At 37.4% G+C, this 16982-nt stretch carries 15 protein-coding genes; 4 read left to right on the forward strand and 11 right to left on the reverse strand.

Going from position 1 to position 16982, the window contains the following annotated elements; all coding sequences use genetic code 11:
* Window positions 1-79 precede the first annotated feature (79 nt).
* Window positions 80-643 carry a DUF1543 domain-containing protein gene (locus tag DDF69_RS00950; protein ID WP_228411897.1) on the forward strand — a complete coding sequence of 188 codons (564 nt, stop codon included), beginning with the start codon at window positions 80-82 and terminating at the stop codon, window positions 641-643.
* Between the two features lie 24 nt (window positions 644-667).
* Window positions 668-1780 carry a 5-(carboxyamino)imidazole ribonucleotide synthase gene (locus DDF69_RS00955; protein ID WP_114819124.1) on the forward strand — a complete coding sequence of 371 codons (1113 nt, stop codon included), beginning with the start codon at window positions 668-670 and terminating at the stop codon, window positions 1778-1780.
* Between the two features lie 255 nt (window positions 1781-2035).
* On the opposite strand, the gene DDF69_RS00960 is transcribed toward DDF69_RS00955, so the two are convergent.
* The 4 genes from DDF69_RS00960 to DDF69_RS00975 all read right to left on the reverse strand — a co-directional run bounded on the left by DDF69_RS00960 (window position 2036) and on the right by DDF69_RS00975 (window position 6879).
* Window positions 2036-2848 (reverse strand): hypothetical protein, encoded by an 813-nt coding sequence (locus DDF69_RS00960; protein WP_114819125.1) that lies wholly within the window; start codon window positions 2846-2848, stop codon window positions 2036-2038.
* A 293-nt stretch (window positions 2849-3141) separates the two neighbouring features.
* Window positions 3142-5265 carry a cation:proton antiporter gene (locus tag DDF69_RS00965; RefSeq protein WP_114819126.1) on the reverse strand — a complete coding sequence of 708 codons (2124 nt, stop codon included), beginning with the start codon at window positions 5263-5265 and terminating at the stop codon, window positions 3142-3144.
* Window positions 5266-5271: 6 nt separating this feature from the next.
* Window positions 5272-5838, reverse strand: a complete 567-nt coding sequence (locus DDF69_RS00970; protein WP_114819127.1) for a hypothetical protein — start codon at window positions 5836-5838, stop codon at window positions 5272-5274.
* Between the two features lie 132 nt (window positions 5839-5970).
* Window positions 5971-6879, reverse strand: coding sequence for a DMT family transporter (locus DDF69_RS00975; RefSeq protein WP_114819128.1), 909 nt, complete (start codon window positions 6877-6879; stop codon window positions 5971-5973).
* A 255-nt stretch (window positions 6880-7134) separates the two neighbouring features.
* Here DDF69_RS00975 and purE point away from each other — a divergent pair, with 255 nt between their 5' ends.
* A complete protein-coding gene (gene purE, locus DDF69_RS00985; RefSeq protein WP_034699885.1) occupies window positions 7135-7638 on the forward strand; it encodes a 5-(carboxyamino)imidazole ribonucleotide mutase in 504 nt (167 codons plus the stop codon).
* A 53-nt stretch (window positions 7639-7691) separates the two neighbouring features.
* Here purE and DDF69_RS00990 read toward each other — a convergent pair whose 3' ends face one another.
* From DDF69_RS00990 to ahcY, 7 genes are all read right to left on the reverse strand, one after another.
* Window positions 7692-9251: a BspA family leucine-rich repeat surface protein gene (locus tag DDF69_RS00990; protein ID WP_114819130.1), complete on the reverse strand. Its 1560-nt coding sequence runs from the start codon at window positions 9249-9251 to the stop codon at window positions 7692-7694.
* A gap of 15 nt (window positions 9252-9266) precedes the next feature.
* Window positions 9267-10826, reverse strand: a complete 1560-nt coding sequence (locus DDF69_RS00995) for a BspA family leucine-rich repeat surface protein (RefSeq protein WP_114819131.1) — start codon at window positions 10824-10826, stop codon at window positions 9267-9269.
* Window positions 10827-10861: 35 nt separating this feature from the next.
* Complete coding sequence (locus DDF69_RS01000) at window positions 10862-12184, reverse strand: BspA family leucine-rich repeat surface protein (RefSeq protein WP_114819132.1); 1323 nt, start codon at window positions 12182-12184, stop codon at window positions 10862-10864.
* 139 nt (window positions 12185-12323) lie between these two features.
* Window positions 12324-12716, reverse strand: a complete 393-nt coding sequence (yiaA, locus tag DDF69_RS01005; RefSeq protein ID WP_034699887.1) for an inner membrane protein YiaA — start codon at window positions 12714-12716, stop codon at window positions 12324-12326.
* A gap of 420 nt (window positions 12717-13136) precedes the next feature.
* A complete protein-coding gene (locus tag DDF69_RS01010) occupies window positions 13137-13934 on the reverse strand; it encodes a hypothetical protein (protein ID WP_114819133.1) in 798 nt (265 codons plus the stop codon).
* 120 nt (window positions 13935-14054) lie between these two features.
* Complete coding sequence (locus DDF69_RS01015; protein ID WP_114819134.1) at window positions 14055-14849, reverse strand: hypothetical protein; 795 nt, start codon at window positions 14847-14849, stop codon at window positions 14055-14057.
* Between the two features lie 103 nt (window positions 14850-14952).
* Entirely contained in the window at window positions 14953-16266 is a 1314-nt protein-coding gene (ahcY, locus tag DDF69_RS01020) for an adenosylhomocysteinase (protein ID WP_034699895.1), read from the reverse strand.
* Window positions 16267-16433: 167 nt separating this feature from the next.
* Here ahcY and DDF69_RS01025 point away from each other — a divergent pair, with 167 nt between their 5' ends.
* The gene (locus tag DDF69_RS01025) at window positions 16434-16952 is read left to right on the forward strand and encodes a pyridoxamine 5'-phosphate oxidase family protein (protein WP_114819135.1); all 519 of its coding nucleotides are present in this window, start codon (window positions 16434-16436) and stop codon (window positions 16950-16952) included.
* Window positions 16953-16982: the final 30 nt, after the last annotated feature.

The raw sequence follows: 16982 nt of genomic DNA on the forward strand, positions 1-16982 counted from the left end.
AATAATACTACAAATATAAAATTATTGTAGTAGTCTGCCAAACATTTGAAAAAGATAAATTTAACGTATTTTTGTATGCATGAAAAATGAATTGAAATTATTTTATGTCATCCTCGGGGCAACACCCAAAGGCAGAAATATAGAGCAGCACGATGTTTTCTTCGGAATAGCGGAGAATCTGAAAGATCTGATTCCTGATATGAAAGAATTTTGGAAGGAAGCAGAAGGAAAAATTCACCTGGATTGTTACCAGGAAGTGAGATTTGCAGACGGGTACAAGGTGCAGATTGTAGAAAAGGGAGAGAAAACATCAGAAAACCAGTTGTTTTTTCTGAATCTAGGAGGTTATAAGCCAGGTTTCTTTGAAGAATTTCATGAGCAGCACTTAATGGTAGGGCAGTCTATGGGGGAGATTATAAAAAGAGCAAAAGCTACAGAATTCTATCAGACTATGGGTTTTGAAGGTGCAGTAAGCCATATTGATGATAAGCATGGAGTGGATATTGATGATATTTTCAATGTAAATGATATCCTTCCTGCCTATATGAAAGAAAAATATGCGATCATTCTTCAAAAGTCTGATGAAGAAAATCAGGAGAACCCAATGGGGCTAGGCTATTTAAAAATTGATAAAATTCAATAAGAGTAAATCTAATAAAAATAAAAAATGAAAATAGGAATTCTGGGAGGCGGACAGCTGGGAAGAATGTTGATACAAAGCGCACTGAAGTATGATGATGAGTTTTATACTCTCGATCCGGCTTCCGATGCACCATGTCATAATATCTCGTATTTTACACAGGGAAATTTCAATGACTATGAAACGGTTTTGAACTTCGGAAAAGATAAAGATGTAGTAACCATTGAAATAGAACACGTAAATGCTGATGCACTGGCAGAACTTGAAAAACAGGGAATAAAAGTGGTTCCCAATGCCAATATCATCAAAACAATTCAGCAAAAAATCCTTCAGAAAGAATTTTATAAAGCTCATGATATTCCAAGCCCGGAATTTCAGGTGGTATGGAACAGTGATGAAAAGATCATCATGCCTTTGCCATTTGTTCAGAAGATGAATACTGGTGGATATGACGGAAAAGGAGTACAGGTAATTAAAACGGAAGAAGATTATCAACATTTGTGGACAGAAGCTTCTGTGATTGAAAGTCTTGTAGACATTGAAAAAGAACTTTCGGTAATTGTCGCGAGAAATGAAAAAGGAGAAACCAATATTTTCCCGGTAACAGAAATGGTAGCTGATCCAAAGCTGAATCTTTTGGATTTCAATGTATGTCCGGTTCTTCTGACAGAAGATGTTCAGAACCAGATTGATTCCATTACTGAGAAATTTTTAGCAGCTGTAAATTCTCCGGGATTATTTGCCATCGAGTTATTCCTTGATAAAGAAGGAAAAGTATGGGTGAATGAGACCGCTCCAAGACTCCATAATTCAGGGCACCAGAGCCAGGAAGGAAATACCAACTCGCAATTTGAGCAGATGTACCGTGTGGTGAAAAACTTACCTTTAGCGGATACCGATGCTATCACTTATAGCGGAATGCTGAACCTGGTAGGAGCAGAAGGCTACGCCGGAAAAGTAGTGTATGAAGGAATGGATGATGTTCTTAAGCTTCCTGAAACTTACATTCATTTATATGGAAAAACAGAAACCAAACCGGGAAGAAAAATGGGACATATCAATGTTCTTGCAGATTCCAGGGAAGAGCTGATGGAAAAGCTTGTACAGGTGAAAGGAATGGTAAGAGTGATTGCTGAGTAATATCAGTTTAAAATAATAAAAGTGAGCTGTTTTATCATTAAAACAGCTCACTTTTATTTTGTTTTGAACTCATTCAATAGGAATGGGTTTTAACCCGTTTATTTATAAATGATTATAGATTCAATTGGCTTTGGTCAAGACTTAATTTTAGGTTTCGGCTAAAGTCAAATGTATTCATATTTTTTATATCGGACTCCCTTCGACTACGCTCAGGATAATAGCCTGATTCTATTGATAATGTAATTGCTTTTACGATTAAGGATTTTTAACCACTTCAATATTGTCTTTTTTATAATTGTATTTAATATAACTTCCTAAAGCTGTTGACAAAACAGAAAATTCTTCCAGCGTGGTAAGCGGTGCATAGAGTTTAAACGTACAAATGTCCGTTGCAGAAATAAAAGGATTAGTTACCAAATGGCTGTGAGTAGACATTGTTACTGTTCCTCCATTTTCCAATATTGTAGAGGTTGGAATAAGTCTTGAATGAAATTTTTTATGGGAAATAATATTCCCTTTTTTATCAGAAACAAAAAGATAATCATTTCCGAAAGGAATGACTCCGGACTGTGCCGTACCTGGTATTAAATACACTTTATAGTTTTCATTAAACGGGATAATAATCATATTAAGACTATATCCTTGTGGTACCGTTACCGCATATTTTGGATCGGATAACTGCGGAATAATGGTAGAACGGATATTTTTTAATGTGTTTTCAGTTTCATTAATTACCCTTTCTTTAAAATTTTCTTTCACAGGTTTTGCTTTGTTATTTTTGAAAGAAAGTTCTGCGATCACCATATTACCGGCTTTATTAAGAAAGGAAGTCTTGATGGTGTCATTTTTCTGGTATGTGATATAGCTCCCGGTATTTTCCGCAAGCCTTTTATTGCTGCCTACAAGATCTCCTGCATGCCATGATGCATTTTCGTAAGAATAGAGTAGGTTTCCTTCAGTTTTAATAGAGTCCAATTTCTTTTTCAGCTCTTTATCGGAAAGAGTGAGGTTTTGTGCAGAAAGAATAATAGACATAAAAAAGATGAGAAATCCGATAGTTTGTTTCATAGGTTATTTTTTTTGACCAAAATACGAAATTCAATAGGAACGGACTATTATCCTGAGCATAACCAGAAAGGTTACGAACGTTAGTTCAAGAAGGGAGCCCGTTTACAAATAATCACAGATTCAATTGGCTTTAGCCAAAACTTAATTTTAAGTTTCGGCTAAAGCCAATTTTATTTCTATGGTTCAAATCGGGCTAAAGCCCGACGCTATTGATTATTGAATTGTTTATTGATGAAAAAAACGATATTCACACATCGATAACCTCCATCATCCCTCTTCCAGCTTCCAAGCTCTTATTTAAAAATCTTCTGAATCACATTTCCAATCTCCACAAAATCTCCGTGATTTCCTACAGAACGTATTTCCGGACTGTTTTTATCATATTCTGAGAAAGGGAAAATCAAAAGATAATTGTTATCACTCAGATTTCTGTTCAGAAGTTCCGGAATCAGTCTCATTCTTGGAATGTAAGATTTCATGCCGCGTTTTGCCATCAGAATAATTAAAGCTTCATCATCTTTAAGCTGTGCAGCGGTTCTTTCACCATCCTGCCAGGTACTCATGATAATGAATTCTGCTTCTATATTGGCTTTTTTAATGATTTTCTGAAGAATATCAATAATGTTTTCAGGAGCATAAAAAACAACTGTAGCACCGGAATTTCGGGCAATATTCCAGACTCTCAGCAATGCATGGAAGAATCCTGCTTCCTGATGAGCATTTTCTGGAATCATTACGGCATATTTTTTAATGGTAGAAAGGGGCTGTGCAGCATGGTAAACCAGCACATTCACATCATCATTCTGCAGATAACCATTGTAAAGGTTATAGACAAAAGAAGGGGAGAACCCTTTTTCATCTTCCAGTCCGATAATAAGATCTGTAATTTTCTGTTCTTTAATCACATTATTTACTCCATTGATGACGTCGTTATCATATCTTTTTAATGCCTGTAATTTTACATCTGCCGCTGCTGCTGCATCTGCTGCCTGATGGAGAAGTTTTTCTGCATTCTTTACCGAAGATTCATTTTTATCTTCATTGATAACATTTAAAGCAAAAAGATCTTCTGTATTTGAATGTGCTTTGATCAGGATTCCTAAGTTGACCATTCTTTCCACTGTAGCTTCATGGTTGATGGCCAATAGAATGTTTTCTTCCTCATGGGTGTTTCCGGAAACGGTATCTTCATTGTCACTCTCCGCAATTTTCTGGGCACTTGCCATAGATATGAAAGAGGAGATGGTACACGAAATAAGGATCAGTAAAATACTTCCGTTCAAGACATGCTCATTCAATAATCTTACGGGTTCTCCGGTTTCAGTTTCCGAAAGGATGATGTTATATCCTACCATTACAGAAGCCAGGGTTGCTGCTGCAGAAGCAGAACTCAATCCGAAGATCAGTTTCCCTTCCTCTTTGGTCAGTCTGAATGTTTTCTGAGTGGCCACCGCAGAAAGATATTTTCCTCCGATAGAGGCTACCAGCATAATTCCGGCAACTTCAAGCGTTTCCCAGCTTTTAAAGAAAACTTTAAAATCAATCAGCATTCCTACACTGATCAGGAAAAAAGGAATAAAGATGGCATTTCCTACAAACTCAACTCTATTCATCAGAGAAGAGGTGTGAGGAATAAGTCTGTTTAAAGCTAATCCTGCAAAGAATGCCCCGATAATGGCTTCTACACCAGCCAGCTCAGCCAGCATGGCTGCCAGGTAAATCATAACCAGTACAAAAATATATTGTGAAATTTTATCATCCACTCTTTTGAAAAACCAACGGCCTATAATAGGGAATACAATAAGTACAATAAGCGCAAAAACTACAAAAGAGACCGATAGTTTAACCCAAAATTCTGTTCCTACATCTCCCTGAGACATTCCCACAATCACGGCAAGTACCAATAACGCAAGAATATCCGTGATCATCGTACCGCCAACGGTGATGTTAACTGCTTTATTTTTCGCAATTCCCAACTTACTCACTAAGGGATAGGCAATAAGAGTATGGGATGAAAAAAGACTGGCAAAAAGGATAGACGTCAGCATTGAAAAGTGAAGAAGGTAATATCCACCAAGATACCCCAATACAAAAGGGACGGTAAAGGTATAGATACCAAAGGTGAGACTTTTCCACTTGTTCTTTTTAAAATCTCCCATATCAATTTCAAGGCCGGCCAGAAACATAATGTAAAGAAGTCCGGTGGTTCCGGTTACCACTATACTGCTGTCTCTGGACAATACATTGAATCCGTTCGGACCGATAATGGCCCCGGCAATAATAAGTCCTAAAAGGTGTGGAACTTTAATTTTATTAAGCAGCAATGGTGCTGCAAGGATGATGACCAGTACCAACAGGAACTTCAGTACCGGATCTTCTATAGGAAGACTCAGGTTGTGTATACTCAGTAAAATCATAAGTGTTTATTTTGTGGAACGTACTAATTCAACAGAGAACTTGGCGGTACAGCCATCAGAAGTGATGGTTCTGGTTCCTTTGATCTTGTTGTCCGAAATATCATTAAGAAGAACGCTCATTTCTACATTCTTTTTGGCTGTAGAATCGGTTTTGAAAGACAGTCTGATCTCATTGTTTTCAAACTTGCCTGTATACAGCCTTACCAGATTATTGTTATTGATGATTTTGGTAATGGGCTGGGTAGAATCATTATCGAATTCCCAGATATCAGTACGTTGGTCGCCTACTGCATATTCGCTGCAGTTGGATTCTGTACAGATTACTTTACCGTTCCATGGCCCGGAAATTTCTGCAGGCCATGCTGCCGTAATCACTACTGAATCTTTTTTGGCAAAAATACTGTCCCTCATTTTCAGAAGCGACTGGTACTCGGATTCTTTCTTGGCGAATAATTTCTCCTTCTCTAATAATTGTTTCTCCCTGTCTGTCAGGTTCTTTTCTTTCTCTTTGTAGTCACAGCTTATCAAAAGGAAAGAGGCGGTCAGAAATAAAAAAAATGTGTTTTTCAGCATATTGTATCGGTTGGAGTATACAAGATAAGAAAAATGAAGGAAATACAAAACCTAACTGAAACAGATCTGATTTTAATTATATTTAATACATTAAAAAACAGCGGAATAAAGGGATTGAGATTATTTTTTGATTTACGACTCGATTCTCTGCTTTTTAAACATGGCAGGATTGTAATTGATAACAAATACCCCTACAATAATAAGTACTGCAGCAATGATGAATTTGGCAGAAATTTTTTCATCCAGAATCAGCCAGCTTAAAAAAATGGAAATTACCGTATTAATATAGGCCAGGATGGATACCTGAACCGGAGAAACTTTGGTCAATGCATAATGAAAAGCAAAAAATGCAGCTACAGAGCCGAAGCATGATAAATAAAGCATCGCAGAAATACTTTTCAGGCTCCAGTTTCCGAAGTTGTAGTTTTCTGAAAAAAGGAAGGCAAAAATTATCTGGATAATTCCTGCAAAGGCAAACTGGTAAAAGAGGTTCAGTGAGATATTTCCGCTTTGAATATTGAGCTTTTTGGTAAAAATAGTTCCTGAAGCCCATCCCGCAATGGCAATGAATAAAAATAATATTCCCCGTGCATAATCCGGGTTTTTTAGATCATTAATGCCATCCCAGAAAATAAAAAGGATTCCACTGAAACACAGAACTACTCCTGTAAAAGCCCGCCAGCTGAATTTCTGCAGACCTAGAGCCATGCTTCCGAAAAATACCAGAATAGGAGAGCAGGCACTTATCAGTGAAGTAAGGCTGCTGGTGACTTCCTCTTCCGCTACTGTGGTCATTCCGTTTGCAATCACAAGCATTAATAAAGAGAAGATAAACTGGTATTTCAGGCTTGTCCAGCCTATCCATTTGAATTCTTTTCTATAGGTAAGAATAAAGAACATGATAATCGCGGCAAGGAATTGACGTATTCCTGCTACAAACCAGGCGGGTATTGTTTCTACCGCAACCCTTATTGATAAAAAGGTAGTACCCCAGACAATTGCAACGGTACATACAGCCAGTGTAAGTTTATAATCTTTCAATTTAATGTGGTGTAACAGCAAATATATCTATTTTTCCAGCGATTTTCATGGATACAGATGCTGTAATTTATAGGAGTACAGATGAAAAATCTGAGCCAAAAATAACTATATTAATTCTTTACATTTTAAATGGAAGATCCATTGAAAGATTAAATTATTTCAGGAATTATAATCATAAACCGTTTCCCGGATTTTTTGTAGTCTTTCCTCTTTACATTTTTATTTTTTATCTTTGAACATCTAATAAAATTGAAGATGGTAGGAATTATTATGGGCAGTCAGAGTGATCTGCCGATCATGGAACAGGCTGCAAATTTTCTTAAAAGCCTTGATATCCCTTATGAATTAACTGTAGTTTCAGCGCACAGAACTCCGGAAAGAATGTTCGATTATGCAAAAACTGCTCAGGAAAGAGGGCTGAAGGTGATTGTAGCCGGAGCAGGAGGAGCAGCACATCTTCCGGGAATGGTGGCGAGTTGTACTACACTTCCGGTAATCGGAGTTCCTATTTTGTCCAGTAATTCTATAGACGGATGGGATTCTGTGTTGTCTATTCTTCAGATGCCTGGAGGAATTCCGGTAGCTACGGTAGCATTGAACGGAGCTCTGAACGCAGGTATTTTAGCAGCAAAAATCCTGGGAAGCGGTAATGAGGAAGTGGCTGCTAAGCTTCAGAAATATCAGGATTCTTTAAAAGATAAAGTACTGGGAACGGTAGATGATATCAAAGCCCAGCATCCTAATCATTTTGATAAATAGTTGAGTTTTGAACTCAAAATAAAAGCCTCACTTTTCAGCGAGGCTTTTTGTTTTTATTTTTTAATGAATTTTGAAGAGATTGTTTTTTCTTTCAGAACCAGCTGCAAAATATAATTCCCTTTTGGTAAAGATCCTACATTAATCATATCCCTATTGGGATTTCCTTCCAGTACAAGTCTTCCACTTGCATCAAAAATTCTGTACTTTTTAATGTCACTTAGTCCTTCAATATGAATATCATCCACAGCGGGATTGGGATATAGTGAAAGTTTTTTATTCAGCTTGGCTTCCGATGAAGACAGTAAACAGTTTCCTACCGTATCGCCCGACATTGTCCATCCTTTGCTGATGAGAATATTCCTTTTATCTGAGGCATTGGAAGCATAAGTCAAAGGGGTTACAATATCTAAATCAACATTATTGGCAGTATCAGGATTATCTGCCCATCCAGCCAGTGTTTTACTGAAATTTTCACAATCTATTCCCGTCTGCATCAAAGCCTGGGCTCCATTATTAACGCTGGCAAGATTCCAGCTAGCCAGGGAATGATTAAAGTTGGGTGTTTCCTTAAGAATCTGGTCTATTCTGGTAACCTTGGTCATATCCCAGTTTTCAAGGGAATGACTATAGGCCGTGCAGCCATGAATAGCATGGGCCATATTGGTAATTTTAGAAGTATTCCAATTATTTAAGGATTGATTGAAACCGGAATCAAAATGAAACATAAAACGGATGTCTTCAAGGCTTGAGGTATTCCAGTTATCCATGGGCTGATTATAATTTGGACAAAGAGCAAACATCCATTTCATATCAGTGACATTCGAAACGTCCCAGTTGTTTAAGGTCTGGTTAAAGATCCCTCTTCCTCCAAACATAAAACTGAGATCAGTTGCGGACGACATATTCCAGCTATTAAAATAAGGAGGATTGAACTGATCGGGAAGCGAGTTATTGATACTGTCAAAGATAATAGCAAACATAAATCTGAATTTCTTAATCTTAGAAGTATTCCAGTTTTGCATGGAACTTGCGCCTGTAAAGGTCTTTGTGCCGTAAAACATATAAGAAGCATCTTCAACATTGCTAAGATCCGGAATATCAGTTGCAGTGAGCTGAATCAGTTTACATTGGCTGAAAGCACTGTTCATTGTTGTCCAGGCAATATTTCCCCATTGTTCTATTTCCAGTATTTTATCCGCACTTCCGTTGATCTGCCACACCGGAAAAATCTGATCCGGAAGCTGAACCTCCTGTACGTCTCCAAATTTTATGTGTTGAAAAACTCCGTTCCCGTTACTCACTTTTACTCTGTATTTTGCATCATTCTTTTCTGCGATTGATGTACCAAAATCAATAAGAACCTGTTTGGTAGAGGTTATATTGGTAAGAGAACCGTTGTGCTGGGGATAGTCTACCTCTTCCCAATAAATATCATAGTTTTCACCAATTCCGGGAAACCATATTTGCTGAGAACTTGCCTGGTAGGGAGCACTTACAGTGACAGGCTGTAATACTGTAGAAGCAGGCTTCCAGATAGTGATAAACTCATTCTGGGCTTTTACTGTACACAACAGGAAAATAAAAAGTCCTGTCAAAAATTTTTTCAATGCCATATTGAGGTTTTATAGTTATTTCTTAATGAATTTTGAAGAAATTGTTTTTTCTTTCATGATCAGTTGTATCATATAATTTCCTTTAGGCAGGGAGCTTACATTGATAATATCATTATTGGGATTACCTTCCTTTACCATTCTTCCGCTGGCATCATAAATTTTATAATTTTTTATATCACTTAATCCTTCAATATGAATATCATCTACAGCAGGATTAGGGTAAAGCAGAGGCTTTTTATTCAGCTTTATATCTGATGAAGATAATAAGCAGCTTCCAGGAGTATCACCTACTATAGACCAGCCTTTATTGATGAGAACATCCCTTTTGTCCGATACGTTGGGAGCATATTTTAATCCTTGTACAAAACCTAATGAAACATTGTTGGCTGTATTGGGGTTGTCTGCCCATCCCATAAGGGTTTTGCTGTAATTTTCACAATTAAGGCCTGCCAGTGTTAAAGCGCCAGTACCACTGGTAAGAGAAGCTAAGTTCCAGTTTCCCAATGACTGATTGAAACCTGAGGCAATATTAAGCATCTGATCTATTCTGGTCACTTTTGTCATATCCCAATTGTCTAAGGACTGGTTAAAGGTTGTACAGCCATGAAATACATGGGACATATTGGTCACTTTGGAAGTATTCCAGTTTAACGGCTGATTGAAAACAGGAATCATATGAAACATAAAATGCATGTCCTCCAAGCTTGAAGTATCCCAGTTATCCAGTCGCTGATTGAAACTTAAACACTGGCCAAACATCCAGCTCATATCGGTAACCTTTGAGACATCCCAGCTATTGAGAGTCTGGTTAAAAACTGTTCTGTTTCCCAACATATAGCTGAGGTTGGTGGCCGAAGACATATTCCAGCTGTCCAGATAAGGTGAATTGAATTGCTCTATTACGGCAGAAGATGGATTTACATCGAATAAAAGAGACAGCATAAAACTGAAATTCTTAATTTTCGAAGTATCCCAGTTTTGCATTGAGCTGGCGCCCTTAAAGCTGGTGGTGCCATAAAACATGAAAGATGCATCCTCCACATTATTAAGATTGGGAGTATCTGTTGCTGTAAGCTGCATAAGCCTGCATAGACTGAAGGCACTCTCCATGGTAGTCCAAGAAATATTACCCCATTGTTCTATTTCTAATATTTTATCTGAACTTCCATTGATCTGCCAGATAGGAATGACTTGCTCCGGACCAGGAAATAGTTGAGGTGTTCCGAATTTTATCTGCCTGAAAGTTCCATTTCCATTTGTAACTTTTACCCTGTATTTGGCATCATTTTTTTCTGCGATTGAGGTCCCGAAGTCGATAAGAACCTGTTTTGTGGAAGTTACATCGAGAAGGGAACCATTGTGCTGCGGATAGCCTACTTCCTCCCAGTAAATATCATAATTGTCACCAATTCCGGGAAACCATATCTGCTGAGTCGTTGCCTGGTAGGGAGCATCTACATTTACAGTTGGCAATACGGTAGATGCAGGTTTCCAGATGGTAATGAATTCATTCTGAGCTTTCGCAATGAAGACCAGCATGAGAAAAATAAGTGTAGGAATCTTTTTTAAAATCATGTTTATCGTTTTATGGTTATTCGTTTTGTTGAGGTTTATTTTTTTATGAATGGAAATGAAATTGTTGAGCTCTTTGTCATAATCTGTAAAATATAATTGCCCGGAGTTAAATGGTGGACAGGAATTTTGTCGTTTTTCAGGTTCTCTTTCACCATAGTTCTTCCACTCATATCGGTGATGATAAAACTTACCGGATGTGGAATATTTTTCAGATAAATCATCTCCTTTGCCGGATTGGGATAAATGGCGGCGTTGTTGTTTATATCCTTTTCAGAAGTTGAAAGGGTCTGGTTGCAGAGTCCGTTGTAAACATCGCCCGATATAGTCCAGCCTTTATTATTGATTAAGTAATTTCTGGCAGCTACTGCATCAGCATGAGAGTAGATCAATGGAGAAGCGCTTGATAAATCAATATTATCAGGTGTTGAGGAACTCTGGCTCCATCCAAAAAGTGTTTTATCATAATTGAGGCAGCTCATGGCGGAATTGAGAAACATGCCGGTAGCTGTTGTTAATGAACTTAAATTCCATCTTCCGATATTTTGGTTAAAAGCGGTGTCACGGAACATTTCATTCATATTGGTGACATTGCTGGTATTCCAGTTTTGAAGATCCTGGTTGAAATTTTCTGAATCATGAAACATGTGTTCCATGGTGGTAACTTTTGCCGTGTTCCATTTACTCAAAGATTGGTTGAATCCTGTATAGTCGAACATATAAGACATATCTGTAACATTCGAAGTATCCCAATCTCCCAGTGGCTGGTTGAACAGATAATTATCACCAAACATATAATACATATCTGTGATAGAGGAGGTATTCCACGTGTTGAAAGATGGATTTCCGACGAGTGAAATACATAAATAAAACATCTGGCGCATGCTGGTGACCATGCTGAGGTCTGGGACATCTGTGGCTGTTACGTCCATATTATCACAGTACACAAAAGCATTGTCAAAGCTTTTCCATTTTATATTTCCCCACTGGGTAATCTGAGTGATTTTTGAACGGTCTGAAGCGTTGTAGGTGGGAGTTAATGTATTGTCGAAGAATCTCACCTGGTCAAAGCTTCCGTTGCCGTCACTGATTTTAATTCTGTAGCTTGCCTGAGATGGAGTAGGGTTGAAAGGTGTTCCTGTGTTGATAATAAATTCAGTAGTGGAAGTTACATTATTGATCGTCCCGTTATGCTGAGGATATCCTACTTCTTCCCAGTAGACTTTGAAATTGGTTCCTCTCCCGGGAAATTTAATGAGTGGGGAACTTTGGGTTTTCCAGATGGTTATGAATTCATTTTGTGCTTTTGAAAACTGAAATAATACAACAGATAAAGTAAAAAATAAGAGTTTTTTGTACATGTCATTAGTTTGTGAAATAAGCACGACTAAAATAGTAAAAAACTTAATATATTTTTAACTTAAATGTAAAGTTTGTAGTAATTTATAAATTTTAATGAAATTTTTTAAATAAAAAACTCTCCGTTTTGGAGAGTTTACTTTATTCCTGAAGCATATTATCACGGGTGTTTTTCTGAACTGCGATGGCTCCGAAGAGTGCCAGTAGAAAGGCAAAGGCATAAAAACCTTTTTCGCTTGGAAGGATGGTGGCATTCCAAAGTCCTATGGCCAGTAAGACAATAGATGATAATGTGGCAAACCAGCAGATTCCATAATAAATATCTGTTACCTGAATGTTTTCTAATCTGTCACGTACTGCTTTCTGTAAAGAAACCACAGCAAATAAACCATAAAGAAGGATGGTGAAATAATATCCCTTCTCATTCAGCAGCATTTCTGCTCTTGCAAGACCCACAATAAAGCCAATCATTCCCGCTCCCAATGCTACCCACGATGCAGCGACGAATGCATTCGATACTCTTTGTTTTTTCATAGTTTAATGTTTTATTTAAGAGGGCTAAGATATTCATTTTTTATAAACAGAGTTCCGGCAAAGGGAAAATATGGGAAAAATACTGAATTGCTATGTGGAGTAAGTTTATGTTTCGGCTAAAGCCGATGGATGTATTTTTATTTAATGTAAAAAGGGCTCCCTTCTTGAACTAACGTTCGTAACCTTTCTGGTTATGCTCAGGATAATAACCCGTTCCTATTGAATCATACAACCCCTATCCATAATTCATCACTCATCATTCATCATTTATAATTTCCTCCCTAGCCCCGATAGCAGCGGTTACCCCGGAACATAAGCAGAAGAGTAGAGGGTTGATGGTAGGCTAGCCTGGCGTGAGGAGTATGAGCGGATAGCGGGAATCAGCTCATAAAAAAACTCCCCAAAATGGAGAGCTTTGTTTTACTGAGTGATATATTCGTAAGTATATTTTGCATAATCAGTATTATCCAGTTTTACCATGACCTGAGTTGGCAATTGATTACTATTATATTCTATCTGATAGGTAAAATTCATAATTTGGCTCCAGTTTCCAGTGCCATCTTTGCCACTTATTTTTACTGTGGTATAATTATTCTGACTTAAAAACTCTGCTCCTCCCATGATCATTCTAAAATATTTGCCCATCAAAGAATTGGGATTTACCTTATTATCATATGAAAATTCTTTTTTATTAGTATGTGGACCACCAATACCATCACTGACCGAGATTTCTTCCGAAACATTATCACCACTATAAGTATATGACATGGTAGACGGGATGGGACAACTGGAAGACTCACAAGTGGAAGTGGCAGCAACTTTACCATTGGTATACGTCATTGTCGTGTTATAATGAGTATCGGGATACATTGTTTTAATCGTAGTAAGCTGATCACCATTATAAGTACAGGTTTTATAATAAGCTACGGTACCATCTGCTTTCTGGTAAGTAATTTTTGAAGGTTTTCCGGCATTATCATATTCCAAAACAGAGGTAGTGTTTTCTGATATAATTTTAAATAATTGTTTCTGACTGTTATAATCTAATTTTGTAATGCTGGTGTGCGGCCCGGAGGGACTTGTATAATAAACTGTAGTGACTTTACTTAATAATATTTGAGGATCCGAAGGATTGGGTTCATTATTTTCGTCATTATTGCTACTGCAGCTGACGAATAAAAATGAACTCATCAACCCGATAAATAATTGGTTTTTCATGTATTAAAAGCTTTTATTAATAAAGGCTAAATATATCCATTATTGGTAAAAATAGCCATATGAATGGGAACAAAAAATATTTAATTTATAAAAAACTCTCCAATTTGGAGAGCTTATCTATTATTGAGTAATATATTCGTAAGTATACTGGGCGGAAAGGTTTCCGTTGGCTTCTTTTGAAATGACCTGAGTAGGATAACCAGCGCTGTTGTATTGGATTGTGGAAGTTCGGGTTTGGTTTTGTGTCCAGGTTCCATTACTTTTAAAGCTTATCTTTTCTACAAGATAATTGTTTTGACTTACTGCATAGGCTCTTCCCATCATAATTTTTATGTATTTGTTGATATTGATGTACGGGTTGGGTTTATCATCGTAAGAGTAAACAACTTTAGTATTGTAGCTGGATCCTCCACCTTCTGAAATTTCTGTTGAAATATTGTTTCCATCATAAGTAAAAGTATCAATGATGGGGTTGGAGCAGGCTGGTGACTGACAAAGAGATGAAGAAATTACCTGTCCGTTGGTGTTATAATTAAAAGTAATGGTTCTGTTGTAATCCGGATTATTAGTATAGATGGCCTTAACCGTGGTAAGAAGATCTCCGTTGTAAGTATAATCTGAATAATAGTCTACCGTACCATCTGGTTTATAATAAGTGGTTTTAGTTGGTTTTCCGTTACTGTATTCAAACTTGGAAGATCCTAAAGCTGACGATGTTTTGATAAGTTCACCCTGATTATTATATTCCAGCGTCTGTATGCTTGTCTGCGGCTGAGCCGGATTGTCATAATAAACTATAGTGACTTTGCTCAATAATACCTTAGAGGTATTGTTTCCTTCATTGTCATCATTACTGCTGCAGCTGTTAAAGAGTACAACAGAACTCATGAGTCCCAGAAATAAGAATTTTTTCATGTTATTTTTTTAGGGGACAAAAATAACGAATGCTTTATTTCTCCGCATAAAAAAATCCCACTATCTTAGAAATAGTGGGATCATATCATGTTTTGTTGAGATGTTAGTATCTGTAGTACTCAGGCTTGAATGGCCCTTTTACGTCTACTCCGATGTACTCAGCCTGCTCAGGAGAAAGAGTTTCAAGCTCTACGCTTAATTTCTTAAGGTGTAAAGCAGCTACTTTTTCATCCAGGTGCTTAGGAAGCATGTATACTTCGTTTCCATAAGCAGCAGAGTTGTTCCATAATTCGATCTGAGCCAACGTCTGGTTAGAGAAAGAGTTGGACATTACGAAACTTGGGTGACCTGTAGCACATCCTAAGTTTACCAATCTACCTTCTGCAAGGATGATTACTTCTTTTCCTTCAATTGTATAGATATCTACCTGAGGCTTCACTTCAGATTTAGTCTGACCGTAGTTTTTGTTTAACCAGGCCATATCAATTTCATTATCGAAGTGACCGATGTTACAAACGATCGCCTTATCTTTCATTTTAAGGAAGTGCTCTCCTCTTACGATATTGAAGTTACCTGTTGTAGTGATGATGATATCAGCATTGTCTACCACAGTGTCTAATCTTTTTACTTCATATCCGTCCATAGCAGCCTGAAGTGCACAGATCGGGTCAATTTCCGTAACAGTAACGATAGAACCAGCTCCTCTGAATGAAGCAGCAGTACCTTTACCTACGTCTCCGTATCCGCAAACTACCACTCTTTTTCCAGCCAGCATTACGTCTGTAGCTCTTCTTACTGCATCTACAGCAGATTCTTTACATCCGTATTTGTTGTCGAATTTAGATTTAGTAACAGAATCATTTACGTTGATGGCAGGCATTACTAAAGTTCCGTTCTTCATTCTTTCATAAAGTCTGTGAACCCCTGTAGTGGTTTCTTCAGAAAGACCTTTGATATCTTTTGTGAACTCAGGATATTTATCAAAAACCATGTTTGTTAAATCTCCACCATCATCCAAAATCATGTTTAATGGCTTTCTGTCTTCACCGAAGAATAAAGTCTGCTCAATACACCAGTCAAATTCCTCTTCATTTAATCCTTTCCAAGCATACACCGGAATTCCTGCAGCAGCAATAGCAGCAGCAGCGTGATCCTGTGTAGAGAAAATATTACAAGATGACCATGTAACTTCAGCTCCTAAAGCTACCAGAGTCTCGATAAGCACAGCCGTTTGGATCGTCATGTGAAGACATCCGGCGATTCTTGCTCCTTTCAGTGGCTGAGATGGTCCGTATTCTTCACGGATAGCCATCAAACCTGGCATTTCTGCTTCTGCAAGGGTAATTTCTTTTCTACCCCATTCTGCAAGGGAGATGTCCTTAACTTTATAAGGAACGTATTGTGTTGTAGTACTCATATGTAATGAATAGTTTTTAAATTCAATTGATAACGAAAGGCAAAATTACGATTTATAATTAAGATATAAAAACGACACACCGAGTTCAGTTTTATGAGATTAAACATGAGTTAATATTATTTAGTCTTAATATAAATAGTTAATTTTAGCTGATAAATAAATATATTATGAATCAAACTCATACGGAAAAGAAAATCAAACCCGTTGCTCCAAAAGTACAGGAGTTGATCAATGCATCCAAAAGTATTATTTTAGCTACTGTAGATGCCGAAGGAAATCCTAACTCAAGTTATGCTCCTTTTGTACAGGTAGATCAGACATTCTATATTCTGGTATCTTTTATGGCAAAACATACTAAAAACCTTGCTGACGGAAGAAAAACATCCATTATGTTTATTGAAGATGAATCGGCAACCAAACAGATCTATGCCCGCGAACGTCTAACCCTTGAAGCAACAACTTCTCAGATTGAAAGAGATTCTGAAGTATGGAATACTGTCGTGGTGAAACTTAAAGAAAATCATGGTAAAGTTGTAGATGTAATTTCCGAAATGGGAGATTTTATTTTAATTGCCCTGCAGCCGGTAAAAGGATCTTATGTCAACGGATTCGGAAGTGCTTATTTTGTGGATGCCAATCTGGAAATTGTGGAGCATAGAAATGATGCGAATCATCAATCTAAATAATTAAGCTGGAAGCTGGAGGTTTCTAAAGAT

Origin of the sequence: Chryseobacterium sp. KLBC 52 (assembly GCF_003347605.1) — a bacterium.
GTDB lineage: Bacteria > Bacteroidota > Bacteroidia > Flavobacteriales > Weeksellaceae > Chryseobacterium.

What these genes read in the sequence shown, in the direction of transcription:
- DDF69_RS00950 (WP_228411897.1), top strand. Translation starts at nt 80, where the DNA reads ATGAAAAATGAATTGAAATTATTTTATGTCATCCTCGGGGCAACACCC.
- ahcY (WP_034699895.1), bottom strand. Translation starts at nt 16,266, where the DNA reads ATGAGTACTACAACACAATACGTTCCTTATAAAGTTAAGGACATCTCC.
- DDF69_RS01000 (WP_114819132.1), bottom strand. Translation starts at nt 12,184, where the DNA reads ATGTACAAAAAACTCTTATTTTTTACTTTATCTGTTGTATTATTTCAG.
- DDF69_RS00960 (WP_114819125.1), bottom strand. Translation starts at nt 2,848, where the DNA reads ATGAAACAAACTATCGGATTTCTCATCTTTTTTATGTCTATTATTCTT.
- DDF69_RS00970 (WP_114819127.1), bottom strand. Translation starts at nt 5,838, where the DNA reads ATGCTGAAAAACACATTTTTTTTATTTCTGACCGCCTCTTTCCTTTTG.
- yiaA (WP_034699887.1), bottom strand. Translation starts at nt 12,716, where the DNA reads ATGAAAAAACAAAGAGTATCGAATGCATTCGTCGCTGCATCGTGGGTA.
- DDF69_RS01025 (WP_114819135.1), top strand. Translation starts at nt 16,434, where the DNA reads ATGAATCAAACTCATACGGAAAAGAAAATCAAACCCGTTGCTCCAAAA.
- DDF69_RS00990 (WP_114819130.1), bottom strand. Translation starts at nt 9,251, where the DNA reads ATGGCATTGAAAAAATTTTTGACAGGACTTTTTATTTTCCTGTTGTGT.
- DDF69_RS01015 (WP_114819134.1), bottom strand. Translation starts at nt 14,849, where the DNA reads ATGAAAAAATTCTTATTTCTGGGACTCATGAGTTCTGTTGTACTCTTT.
- DDF69_RS00965 (WP_114819126.1), bottom strand. Translation starts at nt 5,265, where the DNA reads ATGATTTTACTGAGTATACACAACCTGAGTCTTCCTATAGAAGATCCG.
- DDF69_RS00995 (WP_114819131.1), bottom strand. Translation starts at nt 10,826, where the DNA reads ATGATTTTAAAAAAGATTCCTACACTTATTTTTCTCATGCTGGTCTTC.
- DDF69_RS00955 (WP_114819124.1), top strand. Translation starts at nt 668, where the DNA reads ATGAAAATAGGAATTCTGGGAGGCGGACAGCTGGGAAGAATGTTGATA.
- purE (WP_034699885.1), top strand. Translation starts at nt 7,135, where the DNA reads ATGGTAGGAATTATTATGGGCAGTCAGAGTGATCTGCCGATCATGGAA.
- DDF69_RS01010 (WP_114819133.1), bottom strand. Translation starts at nt 13,934, where the DNA reads ATGAAAAACCAATTATTTATCGGGTTGATGAGTTCATTTTTATTCGTC.